This is a genomic window from Lacticaseibacillus camelliae DSM 22697 = JCM 13995 (assembly GCF_001436615.1).
GTDB classification, from domain to species: Bacteria; Bacillota; Bacilli; order Lactobacillales; family Lactobacillaceae; genus Lacticaseibacillus; species Lacticaseibacillus camelliae.
Genome location: NZ_AYZJ01000093.1, coordinates 20,125 through 39,675 on the forward strand (window position 1 = coordinate 20,125; position 19,551 = coordinate 39,675).

Below are 19,551 nucleotides of genomic sequence, written 5' to 3' on the forward strand. Positions count from 1 at the left end.
ATTACTTGTTCTTGCGGTGACGCACGATGAACTTCTCGGACTTAGCCTTGTGATCACGCGTCTTCTTACCCAAGGTCTTCTTGCCCCATGGGGAAAGAGGTGATGGGCGGCCGATAGGTGCCTTACCTTCACCACCACCATGAGGGTGATCGTTCGGGTTCATAACTGACCCACGGACGGTTGAACGGAAGCCCAACCAGCGCTTGCGGCCAGCCTTACCAATAGTGATCAGTTCGTGTTGCTCGTTGCCGACAGCGCCGATTGTGGCCCGGTTGACCGCGAGGATCATGCGAACTTCACCGGAAGCCAGGCGAACCGTGACGTACTTGCCGTCATCGTTCTTACCAAGCAGCTGAGCAGAAGCCCCAGCGGAACGGGCCAGTTGGCCGCCCTTGCCGGGCTTCAGTTCAACGTTGTGGATCGTCGTCCCATCAGGGATGTTCTTCAGCGGCATCGCGTTGCCTGGTTTGATATCAGCTGTCTCACCGGAAACGATCTTGTCGCCGACCTTCAGGCCCTTAGGCGCAAGGATGTAGGACTTAACCCCATCTTCGTAGTGAAGCAGTGCAATGTTTGCGGTACGGTTCGGGTCGTATTCGATCGCCTTTACGGTTGCGACTACGCCATCCTTGTTCCGCTTGAAGTCGATTGTGCGGTAATACTGCTTGTGGCCGCCGCCGCGGTGACGCACGGTGATGTGGCCCTGCGCGTTACGACCGGCAGTGTGGCTTTGACTTTCAAGCAGCGTCTTTTCCGGCTTGGTCTTGGTGATCTCAGCGAAGTCTGAGCCAGACATGTTTCGCCGGCCGTTTGACGTTGGTTTGTATTTAATGATGCCCACGCTTGTTTCCTCCTATCTAAAAGTTTTTAGTCTTCAAAGATCTTGATGTCTTTAGAATCAGCGGTCAGGGTCACAACGGCCTTCCGACGCTTGCGGGTGTAGCCCACAAAGTTCCCTTGACGCTTCTTTTTTCCGCGTACGTTCGCGATGTTGACCTTTGCGACTTGGACGTCGAAGATTTCTTCAACGGCACGACGCACAGCAGTCTTCTCGGCGTCACGAGCAACTTCGAAGGTGTACTTCTTGTTGTCCATGTCAGCCATGGTCTGCTCGGTCACGATCGGGCGCAGGATGATGTCGCGTGCTTCAGCCATTATGCCAGCACCTCCTCAATCTTTTGCAGCGCAGATTGGGTCAGGATCAGTTTGTTGTAATCCACAACATCCAATACGTTGATCCCGTCTGCGGCGATCGTCTTGACGTTCGGCAGGTTGCGTGCAGCGAGTGCTGCATTGTCATTGCCGTCTTCAAGAACGACCAGGGCTTTTTCATTGACCTTCAAAGCTGCCAAAGCAGCTGCAAAGTCCTTGGTCTTCGGCTGGTCAAATGCCAGGCCGTCAACCACGATCAGGTCCTTGTCGGCGAGCTTCTGTGCAAGCACAGACTTGATTGCCAAACGAGAAACCTTCTTGTTGATGCGGTAGCTGTATGACCGCGGGGTCGGTCCGAAGACGATCCCACCGCCACGCCACTGTGGGCTGCGGATTGAGCCCTGACGTGCACGGCCAGTCCCTTTTTGGCGCCACGGCTTCTTGCCGCCGCCAGAAACAGCGGACCGGTTCTTAACGGCGTGAGTACCTTGACGAAGGGAAGCGCGTTGCATCAGCACTGCGTCAAACACGGCGTTTTCGTTCGGTTCGATAGCCCAGATCGTATCGTTGAGATCAACGGTGCCGTTCTCTGTGCCGTCTTGCTTGAATAAAGTAACGTTTGCCATTAGTTATGTCCTCCCTTCGGTTTATTTAGCCGCTGCTTTAACAGCGGAACGGATAGTCACGAACGATTTGTTAGCACCTGGAACGTTGCCCTTGATCAGGATAACGTTGTGGTCCAGGTCGGTTGAAACAACGGTCAGGTTCTGCATGGTCCGGGTGTGATTGCCCATCCGGCCAGGCAGCTTCTTGCCCTTGAACACCTTGTTGATGATGGCGCCCAGAGAACCTGGACGACGGTGGTAACGAGAGCCATGGGCCATTGGGCCGCGGCTTTGGCCGTCCTTCTTAATGTTCCCCTGGAAACCATGTCCTTTGGAGATGCCGGTGACATCCACGATGTCGCCAGCTGCAAATTCGTCGGCTTTAACTTCGCCACCGACTTTATAATCGCTAAGCGCTACATCACGGATTTCCTTAATGAAGCGCTTAGGGGTCGTGTCCGCCTTCTTGGCGTGACCGACGCTTGGCTTGTTGCTAAGTACTTCACGCTTGTCACCGTAGCCCAGCTGAACTGCTTCGTAACCGTCTGATTCAACGGTCTTGACTTGCAGGACAACGTTAGGCGTTACATCGATGACGGTAACGGGAACGAGCTCGCCGTTCTCCGTGAACACTTGCGTCATGCCAATTTTCTTACCTAAGATTCCTTTACGTGCCATGGGTACACCTCCTAGTTCTTATAGATTATAGTTTGATTTCAATATCAACGCCGCTCGGCAAATCGAGCTTCATCAGCGCGTCCACAGTCTTGGGCGTCGGGTTAACGATATCGATCAGGCGCTTGTGTGTGCGCATTTCGAACTGTTCCCGAGAATCCTTGTACTTGTGGGGAGAACGCAGCACCGTGTAGATGGTACGTTCTGTTGGCAGAGGGATCGGGCCTGAGATCGAAGCACCAGTGCGCTTTGCGGTCTCAACGATCTTATCTGCTGATTGATCAAGAATCCGGTGTTCGTAAGCCTTGAGCCGGATCCGAATCTTCTGTTTTGCCATTGTGTAACCTCCTTCGTCTATTATCATTAGTAGACTAGCTCCGTGAAAATTTCCGTCACGCTGCCGTGGCAAAGCGGCCGGGCGTGTCGCAACCTCTCACATCCACGCTATCCTGACCCAACCATGGGCCAAAAGTGCACAGTCTGCCCTTAAGCAAACAGCACTCTTGATAGTATACAAAAAAGCCCCGCTGATAGCAAGGCCTTTCTTGGCTTTTGCGAAACTTTTTCAACGAACAAAACTGATTACACCGGCCTTTATTCACTTCCTCGACCGCTCAGGCGCGAGGCTTTTCAATCGGATCTCCCTGTCTTGACACAGCCTACTCAACCCCGTACAGTGAAGCTAAACATTCACAGGAGGAAAAATATGCCAAAAGCGTTACTGATCATTGATTACACAAATGACTTCGTTGCCGAGACCGGGGCCCTGACTGCAGGAGCACCGGCGCAGGCCATCGCCGACCGGATCGTTGCGCTGGGCGAGCAGTTCCGCAGGGCCCAAGACTTTGTTTACCTGCCCACCGACGTGCACGTTGCCGGCGATCCGTACCACCCGGAAACCAAGCTGTTCCCGCCGCATAACATCCGCGGAAGCTGGGGCCGGCAGCTGTATGGCAGCCTTGCGCCCTGGTACGAGCAACACCAAGCCGAGCAGAACGTGACCCTATTCGATAAGACGCGTTACTCCAGCTTCGCCGGCACCCCACTTGACCTGTGGCTGCGGGAACGCAAAGTCGACGAGGTCCACCTGGTGGGCGTCTGCACCGATATCTGCGTTCTGCACACGGCGGTGGATGCCTACAACCTGAATTACCCACTGGTGATCCACCAGGACGCAGTGGCTACCTTCACCCCAGGTGGTCAGGAATGGGCGCTGAATCACTTCAAAACCGCGCTTAACGCAACGATTGCATAATAATCACCAACTGTTCCACTGAGAAGCTGGCCACTTGGTCGGCTTCTTTTTTTGCAAAAAAAAGAGCCGCCATCTGCTGGCAGCTCTTCTGGCAGTGAGGCAATTAAGCCTCGCCACCGTTTTTCTTGATGATTTCGGCCTGGATCGACTTCGGCACAGCCGTGTAGTGATCGAAGGTCATTGTGAAGGTCCCACGGCCTTGGGTCGCAGAACGCAGGGTCGTCGCGTAACCGAACATCTCGGCCAGCGGCACCATGGCATTGACCAGCTGCGCATTGCCGCGCTGCTCCATACCTTCAACGCTGCCGCGGCGAGCGTTGATCTGACCCATGATGTCCCCAAGATATTCTTCAGGGGCAACGACTTCAACGTGCATGATCGGTTCCAGAATGACCGCACCGGCATCCTTGACCGCGTTGCGCAAAGCCAGGCTTGCGGCAACCTTAAATGCAGCTTCAGAGGAATCGACTTCATGGTAAGACCCGTCATAAAGCTTGGCCTTGACGTCGATCAGCGGGTAACCAGCCAGGACACCGTTCTTCATGGCATCTTTCAGGCCAGCTTCAACGGCCGGGATGTATTCACGAGGCACGACCCCACCGACGATGGCGTCTTCAAACTCGAAGCCCTTGCCTTCTTCGTTCGGGGTGAACTCGATCCAAACATCACCGTACTGGCCTTTACCACCAGACTGGCGAACGAACCGGCCCTCGGCCTGCGCCGTCTTCGTGAAGGTTTCACGATAGGCAACTTGCGGCTCACCGATCTTAGCAGCGACCTTGAATTCGCGCTTCATCCGGTCAACCATGATATCCAAGTGAAGCTCGCCCATGCCGGCAATCAGCGTTTCACCAGTTTCCGGGTTGGTCTCGGCCTTGAAGGTCGGGTCCTCTTCAGAAAGCTTTTGCAGCGCAACGTCCAGCTTATCCTGGTCTTCCTTTGAATCTGGCTCGATGGAAACCTGAATAACTGGTTCAGGCACTTCGAGGGATTCAAGGATCAGCGGGTGATCGACATCAGTCAGGGAATCACCAGTTGTGGTGTTCTTCAGGCCAATCGCAGCCGCGATATCACCAGAAAAGACTTCCGGAATTTCCTCACGGTGGTTCGAGTGCATCTGCAGCAGACGGCCAACGCGCTCACGATTGTTCTTGGACGCGTTCAGCACGTAGGAACCGGCTTCCAAGGTCCCGCTGTAGACCCGGATGTAGGTCAAACGACCAACGAACGGGTCGGTCGCGATCTTGAATGCCAAAGCGGCAAAGTTCTGATCGTCGCCGGCGCGCAGCTCAACCGGATCGCCAGTATCTGGGTCCTTGGCGTTGTATGGCTTAACGTCAAGTGGCGAAGGCAGGTAGTCGACAACCGCGTCAAGCAGCATCTGGACCCCTTTGTTCTTGAAGGCGGAACCTGCAAGGACTGGGAAGAATTCCAAGTTGATGGTGGCTTTACGAATGGCTGCTTTGATCTCATCGTTTGAGATCTCTTCGCCTTCCAGGTACTTGTCCATGATGCCGTCATCCACATCGGCAACCGCTTCGATCAAATCGGCGCGGGCAGCCTTTGCTTCCTCCAGCATGTCATCAGGAATGTCGACAACATCCCATTCAGTCCCCAGGGCATCTTCATCATAAAGGTCGGCCTTCATGGTGATCAGATCGATAACCCCTTTGAAGCTGTCTTCAGCCCCGATTGGCAGCTGAACCGCGTGGGCATTTGCGCCCAGACGATCGTGCAGCGTCTGAACAGAGTACTTAAAGTCGGCACCGATCTTGTCCATTTTGTTGACAAAAACGATCCGCGGCACACTGTAAGTTGACGCCTGACGCCAAACGTTTTCGGTCTGGGGCTCAACCCCGGACTGCCCATCAAGAACGGTGATCGCACCATCTAGCACACGCAGTGAACGCTCGACTTCCATTGTGAAGTCAACGTGCCCTGGGGTATCGATGATGTTGATCCGGTTGTCCTTCCAAAAGGCGGTCGTCGCAGCAGAAGTGATCGTGATCCCACGTTCCTGTTCCTGCGGCATCCAGTCCATTTGCGAAGCCCCATCATGGGTTTCACCAATCTTATGGATCTTACCGGTGTAATACAGAATACGTTCGGTCGTGGTCGTCTTACCGGCGTCGATGTGGGCCATGATCCCGATGTTGCGGGTCCGGTCCAGCGGAAATTCACGCTTGTTGGCCATGTGAATAGTTAACTCCTCTCAATAATGGTAACTGTCTAATTTCAAAATAATGCTGGATAAAAGAAGTGGCTACTATAGCCCAACGGATATAATAGCCGACCTTCTTACCAACGATAGTGAGCAAACGCACGGTTGGCGTCAGCCATTTTATGCGTATCTTCACGCTTCTTCACAGCAGCACCGGTGTTGTTCGCGGCGTCCATGATTTCACGTGCCAAGCGCTCGTCCATGGTGTGCTCACCGCGGGCGCGGGAGTACTGAACGATCCAGCGCAGGCCCAAGGTCGTGCGCCGGTCCGGACGAACTTCGATCGGGACTTGGTAGTTAGACCCACCGATACGGCGAGCCTTGACTTCAAGCACCGGCATAACATTCTTCATCGCTTCTTCGAAGACGTCAACTGGCTCGTTGCCAGTCTCCTTCTTGATGATGTCGAAGGCGTCGTACAGGATTGTCTGCGCCTTACCGCGCTTCCCATCGACCATCAAGTGATTGATCAAGCGAGTGACCAGCTTAGAATTGTAAACTGGATCAGGTAAAACATCGCGTTTTGTAACATTGCCTTTACGTGGCATGCTGATTGCCTCCTCTTCCTAAATACCGCACAAAGCGGATAGTGACTACTTCTTCGGACGCTTTGTACCGTACTTGGAACGGCCCTGCATACGGCCGTCAACGCCGGCGGTATCGAGAGTCCCACGGATGATGTGGTAACGGACACCAGGCAAATCCTTAACACGGCCGCCACGGATCAAGACAACCGAGTGTTCCTGCAAGTTGTGACCAATCCCTGGGATGTAGGCTGTGACCTCAATGAGGTTTGACAGACGAACACGTGCGTACTTACGCAAAGCAGAGTTTGGCTTCTTCGGTGTCATGGTGCCGACACGAGTCGCGACCCCACGCTTTTGCGGAGCTGGATTGTTGGTCAATGACTTCTTCTTGCTGTTGTAACCGAAGTTCAGGGCTGGTGAGTCCGACTTCGTTACCTTACTTTTACGACCTTGGCGTACCAATTGGTTAATTGTTGGCATTCTAAGGTTCCTCCTTCCTGATTCTGACAAATATACGTTTCAAGTCCACACATCCAGGCGGTTCTTTTTTTAAAATAAAAAATGGCCGGCCCAGCGGCGAAGTGGCATTTCACCAGCTCGACGTCCGGGCAACCCCGAATTGACTGGAAAAAAAGCACCTTTGATAGTGTACTATCTCCCCCCGGAGCGTGTCAAGGATTACTCGGACCGCTTGCGAAATGTTTTCTTAGGGGGGTGAAGACATGCTGTCGCTTGTTTACCTGACCGCTGCCGGGATCTGCCTAGCGCTATCCCGCGCCTCGCGCGGCGGGTGGTTTCTGCAAATTTTTCTGCTTGGCCTGGGTGCTTTCGTCCCAGCGAACTGGCACAAGGTGTTCATTTTACTCGGGTTAGCCTACTTTGGCCAGTGGGACTTGGCAGAGCGGGCAGTTCCGGCGCGCCTTTTCGACGCCTGGTGTCTGGTCGTCGCGATTGGGACGCCCCATCCGCACTGGGCGGTGGCCGCCGCGTGGCTGATCACCCTGGGGGCGCTGGCCAAGCTCTCCGGCGGCATGGGCAGCGCCGACGTCTTCGCGATCAGTGTCTTGGCGTTCGGCCTGCCGCTGGATCACAGCCTGCTGCTCGTCCTGATCGCATGCCTCAGCGGCCTGGCCCATTACGCCTGGCACCACGGCACGGTGCCACTGCTGTTTCATCTCCAGATTGCCTACCTGCTGCTGGCTCTTATGCAAAGCGGCTGGCAATAACACGCAAAAAGGGCCACCGCAAGCAGGCTTGCAGTGGTCCTTCGTGGTGAATTACTTGTCTGAGTCAGGCGAATCCGTCTTTGCGGCGTCTTCAGCCTTCATCTTAGCCTCAAGGTCAGAGATCGAGTAGACGCTGTTGGAGACAGTGCCAACGGTCTTTGGCTCCATGTGCCGGTAAGTAGCCATCCCAGTACCAGCCGGGATGATCTTGCCGATGATGACATTTTCCTTCAGCCCGATCAGCGGATCGTTCTTGCCGCGGATCGACGCGTCGGTGAGGACACGGGTGGTTTCCTGGAAGGAAGCCGCGGACAGGAAGGAGTTCGTTTCCAGTGACGCCTTGGTGATCCCAAGGAGCACTGGGCGCCCGGTGGCAGGAATGCCGCCGGAGATCAGCGTCTTCTGGTTGCGGTCCTTGAAGTCGGCGATATCAAGCAGCGTCCCTGGCAAAATGTCGGTGTCGCCCGGATCCATGACCCGGATCTTCCGAAGCATCTGGCGAACCATGACTTCGATATGCTTATCACCAATTTCAACCCCCTGCATCCGGTAAACCTTCTGGACTTCAGCCAGCAGGTAGTTTTCCGTTGTCAGGACGTCTTGAACCTTGATCAGTTCCTTCGGGTCGATCGACCCACCGGTCAGACGGCCACCACGATCAACGTGGTCGCCTTCTGCAACGGCGACGGACGATGCGTAAGGCACGCTGTACGTCCGGGTGTCGGTCTTGCCTTCCACGGTGATTTCACGAGTGTGTTCCGCCGGATTTTCATCGATGGCAGAAACGGTCCCGTCAACCTCAGAGATAACAGCAAGCCCTTTAGGATTGCGTGCTTCGAAGATTTCCTGAACACGAGGCAGCCCTTGCGTAATATCTTCGCCGCCGGCAACACCGCCGGTATGGAAGTTACGCATGGTCAGCTGAGTACCAGGTTCGCCGATCGACTGCGCAGCAACGGTCCCAACCGCTTCACCGACTTCGACCTGCTCGCCAGTGGCAAGGTTACGGCCGTAGCACTTTTGGCAAACCCCATGACGGGTGTTGCAGGTGAAAATGGAGCGAATCGTCACGTGCTCAATGCCGGCATCGACAATGGCCTGAGCCTTGTCCTCGTCGATCATTTCGTTCTTCTTGACGATCACATCGCCAGACTTCGGGTCGGCGACTGACTTCGCCGCGTAACGACCAACCAAGCGGTCGTACAGCGGTTCGATCATTTCGTTGCCTTCCTTGATCGCCGAAACGACCAGGCCACGGTCGGTCCCACAGTCCTCTTCACGAACAATGACATCCTGGGCAACATCGACCAGCCGGCGAGTCAAGTAACCTGAGTCGGCGGTCTTCAGCGCGGTATCGGTCATCCCTTTACGGGCACCATGAGTGGACATGAACATTTCCATGACAGATAGACCTTCACGGAAGTTCGACAGCACGGGCACTTCCATCATCCCACCGTTAGGCGCGGCCATCAGACCACGCATCCCGGCAAGCTGAGTAAAGTTCGAAATGTTACCACGGGCACCAGAATCACTCATCATTGAGATTGGGTTATTCGGGTCAAAGGCCTCGACCAGCTTTTGCTGAATCTCGTCCTTGGCGTCGTTCCAAATCTGGATGACCCGGTCATGACGCTCCTGATCGGTGATGAGCCCACGCCGGAACTGCTTAGAAACCGTCGCAACCTTTTTGTGGGCCGCATCAACAATTTCAGGCTTTTCCTTCAGCTCTGGCACGTCGGCAACCCCGACGGTCAGCCCTGAATTGGTGGACTGCGTGTAACCCAAGGTCTTCATGTCATCCAGCAGATCAGAGGTCCGCTGCACTTTGTAGTCCTTGAACACTTCCGCAATGATGTCGGACAGGAAGCTCTTCTTGAACGGCTCCTCAATTGGGGCATCGCGCAGGTAGGCGTGAATATCCTGCCCAGGCTTCAGGAAGTACTTGTCGGGCACACCGTTAACGATGTTGTCCTGCGTGGCAACGTTCAGGAACGGGAAGTCCTCCGGCATGATCTGGTTGAAGATCACGCGGCCGACAGAGGTCACCATGATCTGGTGACGCTGCTCGTCAGTAAAAGGCTTCTTCGGCAGTGACGAAACCGCCAGCCCGATCCGACTGTGAAGGTGAACATAACCATTTTGCAAGGCCATCAGCACTTCATTGGTGTCCTTAAAGATCATGCCTTCGCCTTCGCGACCCTTTTGCTCCATGGTCAGGTAGTAGTTACCCAAAACGATATCCTGAGACGGGGTAACAATTGGCTTGCCGTCACGAGGCGCCAGAATGTGGTGCGCCGCCAGCATCAGCATGCGGGCTTCCGCCTGTGCTTCGTCTGACAATGGGACATGCACCGCCATCTGATCCCCGTCAAAGTCGGCGTTGTAAGCTTCGCAGACCAACGGGTGCAGACGGATCGACTTGCCGTCAACTAAGACGGGCTCGAACGCCTGGATCCCCAACCGGTGCAGCGTTGGCGCGCGGTTCAACAGAACCGGCCGCTCCTTGATCACGTCTTCAACAACATCCCAGATGTCATCGTCTTCGCGATCAATCTTGCGCCGAGCGTTTTTGATGTTAGAGGCCAGGTTGCGCGCAACCAGCTCATGCATCACAAACGGCTTGAACAACTCAAGCGCCATCGAGCGAGGCAGCCCGCACTGGTAGAACTTCAGGGTCGGCATAACATCGATGACCGAACGGCCGGAGTAATCAACACGCTTGCCCAGCAGGTTCTGACGGAACCGGCCCTGCTTGCCTTTCAGCATGTGGCTCAAAGACTTCAGTGGGCGATTGCCAGGACCGGTGACAGGACGGCCGCGCCGCCCGTTATCGATCAAAGCGTCAACGGCTTCCTGCAGCATGCGCTTTTCGTTCTGCACGATGATGTTCGGCGCGTTCAGGTCAAGCAGGCGCTTCAACCGGTTGTTACGGTTGATCACCCGCCGGTACAAGTCATTCAGGTCGGAGGTCGCAAAGCGTCCGCCTTCCAGCTGGACCATTGGCCGCAGATCCGGTGGGATGACCGGGATCGTGTCCATGACCATCCAGGCCGGGTCATTACCGGATTCCAAGAAGGCATCCAGAATGTCCAACCGGCGGATCGCACGGGTCCGCTTTTGGCCCTGAGCCGACTTCAGGTCTTCCTTCAGTTCAGCAACTTCCTTCGGGAGGTCGACTTTCTGCAGGAGTTCCTTGACGGCTTCGGCGCCCATTTTAGCGTCAAAGGTCGCGCCGTACTCGTCGCGCTTTTCGCGGTAATCACGCTCAGACAGCAACTGCTTTTTTTCAAGCGGTGTGTCGCCGGGGTCGATCACAACGTAAGACGCAAAGTAGATTACTTCTTCAAGGGCCCGTGGGGACATGTCCAAAACCAGACCCATCCGGCTTGGGATGCCCTTGAAGTACCAAATGTGGGAAACCGGAGCGGCCAGTTCAATGTGGCCCATCCGTTCACGACGCACTTTAGAGCGTGTCACCTCGACACCACACCGGTCGCAAACGATTCCCTTATACCGGATCCGCTTGTACTTCCCGCAGGCACATTCCCAGTCTTTGGTTGGCCCGAAGATGCGTTCATCAAACAGCCCATCCCGCTCTGGCTTCAGCGTCCGGTAGTTGATGGTTTCGGGTTTTTTAACTTCCCCGTACGACCAACTGCGGATTTTGTCAGGCGAGGCTAAGCCGATTTGCATACTTTCAAACTTGTTGACATCAATCAAAGGGCTAACCTCCTATTTCTTAGTTTCGCCGGAAGTCGGCTGGTCGGTCGCAGCGTTTGCGGCGTCCTTGGCCTTCTTCTCTTCTTGCTCCTGCGCAAACTTGGCGAGGGCATCGACTGAGACAACATCGTCATCGTCGTCGTCCATATCACGCAGCTCAATTTCGTTCTTGTCCTGATCGAGGACCTTCATGTCCAGACCCAGCGCTTGCAGTTCCTTGACCAGCACCCGGAATGACTCCGGCACACCAGGCTGCGGGATCTGCTCGCCCTTAACAATGGCTTCGTAGGTCTTGACCCGGCCCACCACGTCATCGGACTTGTAAGTCAGGATCTCCTGCAGGGTGTAAGCAGCCCCGTAAGCTTCAAGAGCCCAAACTTCCATTTCCCCGAACCGCTGGCCACCAAACTGGGCTTTGCCGCCCAGTGGCTGCTGCGTAACCAAGGAGTAAGGCCCAATGGAACGGGCATGGATCTTATCGTCAACCATGTGGGCCAACTTCAGGTAGTACATGACGCCGACCGAGACCCGGTTTTCAAACGGCTCACCGGTGCGGCCATCGTACAGGATGGACTTGCCGTCTGACGCCATGCCGGCTTCCTTGACGGTTGCCCACAGGTCGTCATCGTTCGCCCCGTCAAAGACTGGACTGGCAATGTGAATACCCAAGTTGCGCGCCGCCATCCCCAAGTGGAGTTCGAGCACCTGCCCGATGTTCATACGGGAAGGCACACCCATTGGTGACAGCAGAATATCGACCGGCGTGCCATCTGGCAAGTACGGCATGTCCTCTTCAGGCACAACGACCGAAACAGTCCCTTTGTTCCCGTGACGACCAGACATCTTGTCACCGACCTGAATCTTCCGCTTCTGCGTGATGTAGACGCGGACCATCATGTTCACACCAGGGGACAGCTCATCGCCCGCCTCGCGGGTGAAGATGCGGACGTCTTGAATGATACCGCCGCCGCCATGAGGAACCCGCAGTGAGGTGTCACGCACTTCACGCGCCTTTTCACCGAAAATGGCGTGCAGCAGCCGTTCCTCAGCGGAAAGTTCAGTGACCCCTTTAGGCGTGACTTTGCCGACCAGAATGTCGCCGTCGCGCACTTCGGCCCCGATGCGAACGATCCCGAATTCATCGAGGTCCTTCAGGGCGTCTTCGCCGACGTTCGGGATTTCACGCGTGATTTCTTCAGGCCCAAGCTTGGTGTCGCGGGCTTCGGATTCGTACTCCTCAATGTGGATCGAGGTGTAGGCATCATCCTTGACCAACTTCTCGGACAGCACGATCGCGTCTTCGTAGTTGTACATGTTCCAAGTCATGAAGGCGATGACTGGGTTCTGGCCCAAAGCCAGTTCCCCGTTTTCCATAGCTGGGCCGTCGGCGATGATCTCGTCTTCGTCGACCTTGTCACCCAGGCGCACGATCGGCCGCTGGTTGTAGTTCTTGCCGGCGTTCGAACGCTGGAACTTCATGAGTTTGTAAGTATCTTGAGCACCGTCTTCGCGACGGACCTTGATGACCTTGGCATCCACGTACTCAACGGTGCCGGCGTGCTCAGCAAGCACGGCGATCCCAGAGTCATGGGCAGCCTTGTATTCCATCCCGGTCCCAATGAGTGGCGCGTGCGGGTTGATCAACGGCACGGCCTGACGCTGCATGTTGGCACCCATCAGCGCACGGTTCGAGTCATCGTTTTCCAAGAACGGAATGCAGGCCGTCGCAACCGCGACAACTTGCTTAGGCGAAACGTCCATGTAGTCGATGTGGTCAGCGGTGGTTTCAATGTTGACATCCTTGGACCGCGCCAGGATCGCGTCTTCGGCAAACGAGCCGTCGTCGTTCAGCTTGGCGTTGGCTTGGGCGACAACATAGTTATCTTCCTCGTCAGCAGTCAGGTAGTCGATTTTGTCCGTGACCTTATGCGTATCCCAGGACACACGGCGGTAAGGGGTCTCGATGAACCCGTACTTGTTGACCACCGCGTAAGACGCCAGACTATTGATCAGCCCGATGTTCGGGCCTTCAGGCGTTTCAATTGGGCACATGCGGCCGTAATGCGTGTAGTGCACGTCACGCACTTCATAGCCGGCACGGTCACGCGTCAAACCACCAGGCCCAAGGGCGGACAGGCGGCGCTTATGCGTCAGCTCGCCCAGTGGGTTCGTTTGGTCCATGAACTGAGACAGTTGCGAACTGCCAAAGAATTCCTTGACCGAAGCAACCACTGGCCGGATGTTGATCAACTGCTGCGGCGTGACCGTCGCGGCGTCTTGAATGGACATCCGCTCGCGAACGACCCGTTCCATCCGCGACAAGCCAATGCGGAACTGGTTCTGCAGCAGCTCACCCACGGAACGGATCCGCCGGTTGCCCAAGTGATCGATGTCGTCAGTTGAGCCAATGCCTTCCTGCAGGTTCAGGAAGTAGTTCATCGACGCAATGACGTCGGCTGGCATCAAGTGCTTAGCCTTGGGGTCGATGTGACCGTTGCCGATTAACTTGACCTCTTTTTCAGGGTTGACCTTAGAAAAGACCTTGACGACCTGCACGGTCATTGGATCGGTGACGACCCCTTGGTCGGAAGGCTGGTAGGTGACGGTCTTGAAATCGTCACGGTCCAAGTACCCGCCCAACGTATCCATCACATGGCGGTCGATTTTGTCGCCCTTTTGCGCGATGACTTCACCGGTGTCCGGATCAGCCAGCGTTTCCGCCAGGGTCTGGCCAAGCAGCCGGGTCTTCAGGCTCAGCTTCTTATTGACCTTGTAGCGGCCAACAAAGGCCATGTCGTAGCGCTTCGGATCAAAGAAGCGGGCGTACAGCAAGGACCGTGAAGAATCGGCAGTCTTCGGCTCGCCTGGGCGTAGCCGTTCATATATATCTTTCAACGACTCGTCAGTACGCGAATCGTCGGTGTTCTTATGAACATCCTTTTCCAGTGTCAGCATCAGGGAGTCGTTGTCGCCAAAGATATCGAGGATATCCTGGTCAGCGCCAAAGCCCAGTGCGCGCACCAGTTCCGTCATTGGGATCTTACGGGTGCGATCGATTCGCACATACGCCAGATCCTTGGCGTCGGTTTCGTATTCAAGCCAGGCGCCACGGTTAGGAATCACCGTCGCCCCGTAGGTGACACGCGAGTTCTTGTCGGTCGCGCTGTTGTAATAAACACCAGGGCTACGAACCAACTGCGAAACGATGACCCGTTCAGCACCGTTAATAATAAACGTGCCCTGCTTGGTCATCAGCGGAAAGTCGCCAAAGAATACGTCTTGGCTCTTGATTTCGCCAGTTTCGTGGTTCGTCAAGCGCAAGGTGACGTGCAGTGGTGCGGAATAGTTGGCGTCATGCTGACGCGCTTCATCAACGGTATATTTCGGTTCAAGCAACTGGTAATCAACATATTCAAGCGACAATTTGCCCTGGAAATCTTCGATTGGCATGATGTCATCGAACATTTCCTTGAGGCCTTCGTCGAGGAACCATTGATAGGAGTTGGTCTGAATCTCGATCAAGTTAGGCAGATCGAGAACTTCTTTAATGCGGGAATAGGAACGGCGAGTGCGGTGTTTGCCGTAATTCACTAAGTGTCCTGCCAAATTATTCACCCCTCATTGGATTTTTCGGCCATCTTGATTGTAAATTTAATGTAACGATTGTTAAATTAAGAATACAGTCGGTGGTTAGCGGACGTTTTGAGCAAAAAAAAACGAAAAGCAGGAGGCGCTTGGCACCCAAACTACTTTTACGTTTTTATGTGTTGCGACGGACAATAGATCGCCGCAACTGATGTCCTAGCCGAAATGCAATTGCACTAATGATACCTCGCCTAGGAATGTTTGTCAATGCCACCAGCTGGACTGGAGCTAGGCGTGAACGGGCTCTTTCTTGGCCTGCACCGGCTGCTGCCCCTTCTTAATGTGAAAAGTCAGCTTGCCTTTGCGCGCCCCAATCGTTATCGTGTCGCCCGCACCGGCCTGACCAGTCAGCAGGAGTTCAGAGAGCTGATCTTCAACGTCACGCTGCAAAGCCCGGCGAATTGGGCGGGCACCATACTCAGGATCAAAGCCGGCCTTCGCGACCGCATTGATCCCTGCCGCTGTGATCTTGACCGTGATGTCCTGATCACTCAGGCGATGCAGGACCTGCTTGGTCATGATCTTCACGATTTCATGCAGCTCTTTTTCCGTCAAACTGTGGAACACAACAGTTTCATCGATTCGGTTCAGGAACTCTGGCCGGAACGCCTTCTTCAACTCTTCCAGCATCCGCGACTGCATCGACTTGAAGTCTTGAGTCGGACTTCCTTTGCCAAACCCAACCGCCTTGTCATCACGAAGCGAGGTGGCCCCAATGTTGGACGTCATGATCAAAATGGTGTTACGGAAGTCGACGCGGCGACCCTTTGAGTCGGTCAGGAAGCCGTCATCCAAGACCTGCAGCAGGATGTTGAAGACATCGGGATGGGCCTTTTCCACTTCATCAAGCAGCACAACCGAGTAAGGCTTGTTGCGAACCTGTTCGGTCAACTGACCGCCCTCATCGTAACCAACATACCCCGGTGCCGCACCAATCAGCCGACTCGTGCTGTACTTTTCCATGTACTCAGACATGTCGACCCGAATCATGGCGTCTTCAGACCCAAACATCGCCTCGGCCAGTGCCTTGGCCAGCTCAGTCTTGCCGACCCCGGTAGGCCCCAGGAACATGAACGAACCAATTGGCCGCGTTGGGTCCTTCAACCCACTGCGGGCCCGGCGAATCGCTCGAGCAACGGCTGAAACCGCCTCGTCTTGCCCAACCACACGCTCGTGCAGCACCTTTTCAAGGTTGATCAACCGTTCGGATTCCTTCTTCTGCAACTGGGTCACGGGCACCCCGGTCCACTGCGAAACCACTTCCGCAACGTCTTCCGGGCCGACCTTCACATCGGTCCGCACGCCGTTGGCATCGACCGGTTCAGGCGCCGCGTCAATCTTGGTCCGCAGCTTCTGTTCCTTTTCCCGAATTGTTGCCGCCGTTTCAAAGTCCTGGTGCATAATCGCATCATCCTTGGCTTTGACGGTTTCTTTCAGCTGCTTTTGCAGTTTGTCCGCTTTCGTCGGCCGATCAGCCTCGTCCAGCCGCACCTTGGCCGCACTTTCATCCATCAGGTCAATAGCCTTATCAGGCAGAAAGCGCCCAGAAATATAACGACTCGACAGAGAGACTGCCTCATGGAGTGCCTCATCAGTGATGGTGACCCCGTGGTGCGCCTCATAGCGCGGCCGCAATCCCTTAAGAATCTCTTCGGCCTCCGCCTCGCTCGGCTCCTCAACGGTGATTGTGGCAAACCGCCGCTCCAGCGCTGCGTCCTTTTCAATGTACTTCTGGTACTCGTCCAGGGTCGTCGCACCAATCAGCTGCAACTCGCCACGCGCCAGGGACGGCTTCAGGATGTTGCTGGCATCAATTGCCCCTTCAGCGCCACCGGCACCAATCAAGGTGTGAAGTTCGTCCACGAACAAAATGACGTTCCCGTCTTGGTAGATTTCGTCGATCACCTTTTTGAGGCGGTCTTCAAACTCGCCGCGGTACTTGGTGCCTGCAACCAAAGAACCCATGTCCAGCGCCATCAAGCGCTTATTTTTCATGTCGTCAGGCACTTCCCCCGCGACAATCTTCTCGGCAAAGCCCTCGGCGATGGCCGTTTTACCAACGCCGGGTTCACCAATCAGGACCGGATTGTTCTTCGTGCGCCGCGCCAAAATCTGGATTAGTCGGCGCACTTCCTTGTCCCGGCCGACAACCGGATCCATCCGATTTTCACGCGCCAACTGGGTCAAGTCGCGCGCCAAACCATCCAACGTTGGGGTCCCTTGGCTGGCTGGCCGGCCACCGCGCTGGGCACCAGCAGCGCCGCGATGCTTCGCCGCCGCGTCGGAAATCCCCATTTTTTTCAGGACCAACTGACGGGTCTTAGACAGACTCAAATCAAGATCCTGCAAAATGCGGGCTGCCAGAATGTCATCCTCGCGAAGCAGGCCTAACAAGATGTGTTCAGTACCGATTTTCAGCGCGCCCAGCCGCTTGGCCTCATCGCCCGCATAACTGAGAATCTCCTTACCCTTCGGTGAGTATGGGAGGTAGGCATCCTTGCTTTGGCTACCCTCGTCGACTGTCCCATAGCCAGTGAAGCGCTCAATTTCATCATGAATATCCTGTTCGGAAATGCCGAGCTGACGCAGGGTCTTGCCGGCAATGCCTTCCTGTTCCATCACGAGCGCCATGAGCAAGTGCTCCGTACCCACAGCATGGTGGTGGAAGTACTTGGCTTGTTCCTGTGCAATCATCAGTACATTTTTTGCACTCGGGGTAAATAAGTTGTCCATAAGCACGCTCCCTTTTATAACGTCATATTTGCTCAGCAAACATTAAAAACAAATTAATTGGGTTCTATCTTTCATACCGCAAACTGTCGAGAAAAGCAAGTAGCAGTCGTGATCGAAGCTCATCTTCGGCCTCTCGATCCCCCATGTTCAGGGTCTGGTGACTCAGCACCGCGAGCATCATATTACCCGCCTGACGATCGATCAGAGCGGCGTCGTACAGCTGCTGGATCAGTGCTTGGCCATCCCGCTCCCGGAGCGCCTGGGGAATATTCTCGGCCATGAGCGAGATCAGATCCTGGTCATCGCGCAAGTGGACCTTGAGTATGCGAATATACCCACCGCCGCCGCGCTTGCTTTCAACCACGTAGCCGCGCTGCGGGGTGAACCGGGTTTTGATCACGTAATTGATTTGCGACGGCACGCAATTGAAGTGCTGGGCGATCTCCGCACGACTGATCTCGACCTGCCGAGATGAATCGAGCATGGCCTTTAAATAGTGTTCGATCACATCGGAAATATTCTGTCCTTGCATTCGCTTCACCCTTTTTGACTTTGACTAATCTTGACCTTAATTATACTGATTCTGGGGAAAAATACCAGCACTCTTCACCTAGATCACCAACTGCGCGCCGCCCAACCGCAAAAATGAGGCACAAAAAAAGCTGATGTCCAAAGACATCAGCTCTTGATCGGGAAAACAAGATTCGAACTTGCGACCCCTACGTCCCGAACGTAGTGCTCTACCAAGCTGAGCTATTTCCCGATGAAGCGGAAGACGGGATTCGAACCCGCGACCTCCACCATGGCAAGGTGGCGTTCTACCACTGAACTACTTCCGCAATGTGTCACTCCGGAAAAACCGGAATGCACCCAGTAGGAGTCGAACCTACAACCTTCTGATTCGTAGTCAGACACTCTATCCAATTGCGCTATGGGTGCATATGATGCAATGCCGAGAGTCGGGTTCGAACCGACACGGTAATCACTTACCGCAGGATTTTAAGTCCTGTGCGTCTACCAGTTTCGCCATCCCGGCAGCTCGTGAAAGCGGAAGACGGGATTCGAACCCGCGACCTCCACCATGGCAAGGTGGCGTTCTACCACTGAACTACTTCCGCAAACTGGTAAGATGCCGACTAGAGGGTTCGAACCTCCGACCCCCTGTTTACAAGACAGGTGCTCTGCCAGCTGAGCTAAGTCGGCGTAATGCGGGTGAAGGGACTCGAACCCCCACGGTAATTAACCACTAGAACCTAAATCTAGCGCGTCTGCCAGTTCCGCCACACCCGCAGATGAAGAAACTAATGGAAATGAGCCGTGACAGGCTCGAACTGTCGACCCTCTGATTAAAAGTCAGATGCTCTACCAACTGAGCTAACGGCTCAATGGAGGATACAGGGCTCGAACCTGTGACCCTCTGCTTGTAAGGCAGACGCTCTCCCAACTGAGCTAATCCTCCATCTATAAAGCGCGGCAGCTTCCTACCCTCGCAGGCAGTCACCCACCAACTACTCTCGGCGTTGAGAAGCTTAACTTCTGTGTTCGGCATGGGAACAGGTGTATCCTTCTCGCTATCGCCACCGCACTTATTTAATTGAAAGCTTTGCGCTCTCAAAACTGGCTATCATTGTTTTTCAATGCTTCAAACGCGTATCTGTTATCGCTAGTTGCGCTCCGCTCGAGCAACGGATGACTGTCTAGCTACGTTTGTGCCTTCACCGGCTGCGCCGGCAAAACCCCAAACTAGGCTAGCCATCATCCTAAGGTCGCTCAAGCTACGCAGCCTTTTGGT

General features: G+C 54.9%; 14 protein-coding genes, 9 tRNA genes and 1 rRNA gene. 2 read left to right on the plus strand and 22 right to left on the minus strand.

Going from position 1 to position 19,551, the window contains the following annotated elements:
- Position 1: 1 nt before the first annotated feature.
- From rplB to rpsJ, 5 genes are read right to left on the minus strand one after another with little or no spacing between them, the layout of a single operon-like run.
- Positions 2–841 (minus strand): 50S ribosomal protein L2, encoded by an 840-nt coding sequence (rplB, locus tag FC75_RS11720; RefSeq protein WP_056989968.1) that lies wholly within the window; start codon positions 839–841, stop codon positions 2–4.
- A 26-nt stretch (positions 842–867) separates the two neighbouring features.
- Positions 868–1,155 (minus strand): 50S ribosomal protein L23, encoded by a 288-nt coding sequence (gene rplW, locus FC75_RS11725; protein ID WP_056989969.1) that lies wholly within the window; start codon positions 1,153–1,155, stop codon positions 868–870.
- Entirely contained in the window at positions 1,155–1,778 is a 624-nt protein-coding gene (gene rplD / locus FC75_RS11730; protein ID WP_054663827.1) for a 50S ribosomal protein L4, read from the minus strand. The genes rplW and rplD overlap by 1 nt, the downstream gene beginning before the upstream one ends.
- A 21-nt stretch (positions 1,779–1,799) precedes the next feature.
- A complete protein-coding gene (rplC, locus tag FC75_RS11735; RefSeq protein ID WP_054663824.1) occupies positions 1,800–2,435 on the minus strand; it encodes a 50S ribosomal protein L3 in 636 nt (211 codons plus the stop codon).
- Between the two features lie 25 nt (positions 2,436–2,460).
- Entirely contained in the window at positions 2,461–2,769 is a 309-nt protein-coding gene (rpsJ, locus tag FC75_RS11740; protein ID WP_054663821.1) for a 30S ribosomal protein S10, read from the minus strand.
- Between the two features lie 369 nt (positions 2,770–3,138).
- Between rpsJ and FC75_RS11745 the strand changes: the two genes are divergently transcribed.
- A complete protein-coding gene (locus FC75_RS11745) occupies positions 3,139–3,687 on the plus strand; it encodes a cysteine hydrolase family protein (protein ID WP_054663818.1) in 549 nt (182 codons plus the stop codon).
- Positions 3,688–3,790: 103 nt separating this feature from the next.
- On the opposite strand, the gene fusA is transcribed toward FC75_RS11745, so the two are convergent.
- From fusA to rpsL, 3 genes are all read right to left on the minus strand, one after another.
- On the minus strand, positions 3,791–5,881 hold the full coding sequence (fusA, locus tag FC75_RS11750) for an elongation factor G (RefSeq protein WP_054663815.1): 2,091 nt from the start codon (positions 5,879–5,881) through the stop codon (positions 3,791–3,793).
- A gap of 104 nt (positions 5,882–5,985) precedes the next feature.
- Positions 5,986–6,456 carry a 30S ribosomal protein S7 gene (rpsG, locus tag FC75_RS11755; protein ID WP_054663812.1) on the minus strand — a complete coding sequence of 157 codons (471 nt, stop codon included), beginning with the start codon at positions 6,454–6,456 and terminating at the stop codon, positions 5,986–5,988.
- Between the two features lie 45 nt (positions 6,457–6,501).
- Positions 6,502–6,915, minus strand: coding sequence for a 30S ribosomal protein S12 (gene rpsL, locus FC75_RS11760; protein ID WP_056989970.1), 414 nt, complete (start codon positions 6,913–6,915; stop codon positions 6,502–6,504).
- A 242-nt stretch (positions 6,916–7,157) separates the two neighbouring features.
- Here rpsL and FC75_RS11765 point away from each other — a divergent pair, with 242 nt between their 5' ends.
- Positions 7,158–7,661 (plus strand): hypothetical protein, encoded by a 504-nt coding sequence (locus tag FC75_RS11765; protein ID WP_056989971.1) that lies wholly within the window; start codon positions 7,158–7,160, stop codon positions 7,659–7,661.
- Between the two features lie 51 nt (positions 7,662–7,712).
- Here FC75_RS11765 and rpoC read toward each other — a convergent pair whose 3' ends face one another.
- The 14 genes from rpoC to rrf all read right to left on the minus strand — a co-directional run bounded on the left by rpoC (position 7,713) and on the right by rrf (position 19,344).
- The gene (gene rpoC, locus FC75_RS11770) at positions 7,713–11,381 is read right to left on the minus strand and encodes a DNA-directed RNA polymerase subunit beta' (RefSeq protein WP_056989972.1); all 3,669 of its coding nucleotides are present in this window, start codon (positions 11,379–11,381) and stop codon (positions 7,713–7,715) included.
- 12 nt (positions 11,382–11,393) lie between these two features.
- A complete protein-coding gene (gene rpoB / locus FC75_RS11775) occupies positions 11,394–14,996 on the minus strand; it encodes a DNA-directed RNA polymerase subunit beta (RefSeq protein WP_338033680.1) in 3,603 nt (1,200 codons plus the stop codon).
- A gap of 258 nt (positions 14,997–15,254) precedes the next feature.
- Positions 15,255–17,759, minus strand: a complete 2,505-nt coding sequence (locus FC75_RS11780; RefSeq protein ID WP_056989974.1) for an ATP-dependent Clp protease ATP-binding subunit — start codon at positions 17,757–17,759, stop codon at positions 15,255–15,257.
- A gap of 64 nt (positions 17,760–17,823) precedes the next feature.
- Positions 17,824–18,291, minus strand: coding sequence for a CtsR family transcriptional regulator (locus FC75_RS11785; RefSeq protein WP_054665528.1), 468 nt, complete (start codon positions 18,289–18,291; stop codon positions 17,824–17,826).
- Positions 18,292–18,448: 157 nt separating this feature from the next.
- Positions 18,449–18,522 (minus strand) — tRNA-Pro (locus tag FC75_RS11790).
- 4 nt (positions 18,523–18,526) lie between these two features.
- Positions 18,527–18,598: transfer RNA gene (locus FC75_RS11795), tRNA-Gly, on the minus strand.
- A gap of 26 nt (positions 18,599–18,624) precedes the next feature.
- A tRNA-Arg gene (locus FC75_RS11800) sits at positions 18,625–18,698 on the minus strand.
- 11 nt (positions 18,699–18,709) lie between these two features.
- A tRNA-Leu gene (locus tag FC75_RS11805) sits at positions 18,710–18,795 on the minus strand.
- A gap of 10 nt (positions 18,796–18,805) precedes the next feature.
- A tRNA-Gly gene (locus tag FC75_RS11810) sits at positions 18,806–18,877 on the minus strand.
- Between the two features lie 12 nt (positions 18,878–18,889).
- Positions 18,890–18,962: transfer RNA gene (locus tag FC75_RS11815), tRNA-Thr, on the minus strand.
- 4 nt (positions 18,963–18,966) lie between these two features.
- Positions 18,967–19,049, minus strand: a tRNA-Leu gene (locus FC75_RS11820).
- A gap of 21 nt (positions 19,050–19,070) precedes the next feature.
- A tRNA-Lys gene (locus FC75_RS11825) sits at positions 19,071–19,143 on the minus strand.
- A 2-nt stretch (positions 19,144–19,145) separates the two neighbouring features.
- Positions 19,146–19,218: transfer RNA gene (locus tag FC75_RS11830), tRNA-Val, on the minus strand.
- A gap of 9 nt (positions 19,219–19,227) precedes the next feature.
- Positions 19,228–19,344, minus strand: a 5S ribosomal RNA gene (rrf, locus tag FC75_RS11835).
- Between the last annotated feature and the right edge of the window lie 207 nt (positions 19,345–19,551).

Excerpts from the sequence above, each read along its gene's own strand:
- rpsL (WP_056989970.1), bottom strand. The coding sequence starts at position 6,915 with ATGCCAACAATTAACCAATTGGTACGCCAAGGTCGTAAAAGTAAGGTA.
- FC75_RS11765 (WP_056989971.1), top strand. The coding sequence starts at position 7,158 with ATGCTGTCGCTTGTTTACCTGACCGCTGCCGGGATCTGCCTAGCGCTA.
- FC75_RS11745 (WP_054663818.1), top strand. The coding sequence starts at position 3,139 with ATGCCAAAAGCGTTACTGATCATTGATTACACAAATGACTTCGTTGCC.
- rpsJ (WP_054663821.1), bottom strand. The coding sequence starts at position 2,769 with ATGGCAAAACAGAAGATTCGGATCCGGCTCAAGGCTTACGAACACCGG.
- fusA (WP_054663815.1), bottom strand. The coding sequence starts at position 5,881 with ATGGCCAACAAGCGTGAATTTCCGCTGGACCGGACCCGCAACATCGGG.
- rplD (WP_054663827.1), bottom strand. The coding sequence starts at position 1,778 with ATGGCAAACGTTACTTTATTCAAGCAAGACGGCACAGAGAACGGCACC.
- FC75_RS11785 (WP_054665528.1), bottom strand. The coding sequence starts at position 18,291 with ATGCAAGGACAGAATATTTCCGATGTGATCGAACACTATTTAAAGGCC.
- rplC (WP_054663824.1), bottom strand. The coding sequence starts at position 2,435 with ATGGCACGTAAAGGAATCTTAGGTAAGAAAATTGGCATGACGCAAGTG.
- rpsG (WP_054663812.1), bottom strand. The coding sequence starts at position 6,456 with ATGCCACGTAAAGGCAATGTTACAAAACGCGATGTTTTACCTGATCCA.
- FC75_RS11780 (WP_056989974.1), bottom strand. The coding sequence starts at position 17,759 with ATGGACAACTTATTTACCCCGAGTGCAAAAAATGTACTGATGATTGCA.
- rplW (WP_056989969.1), bottom strand. The coding sequence starts at position 1,155 with ATGGCTGAAGCACGCGACATCATCCTGCGCCCGATCGTGACCGAGCAG.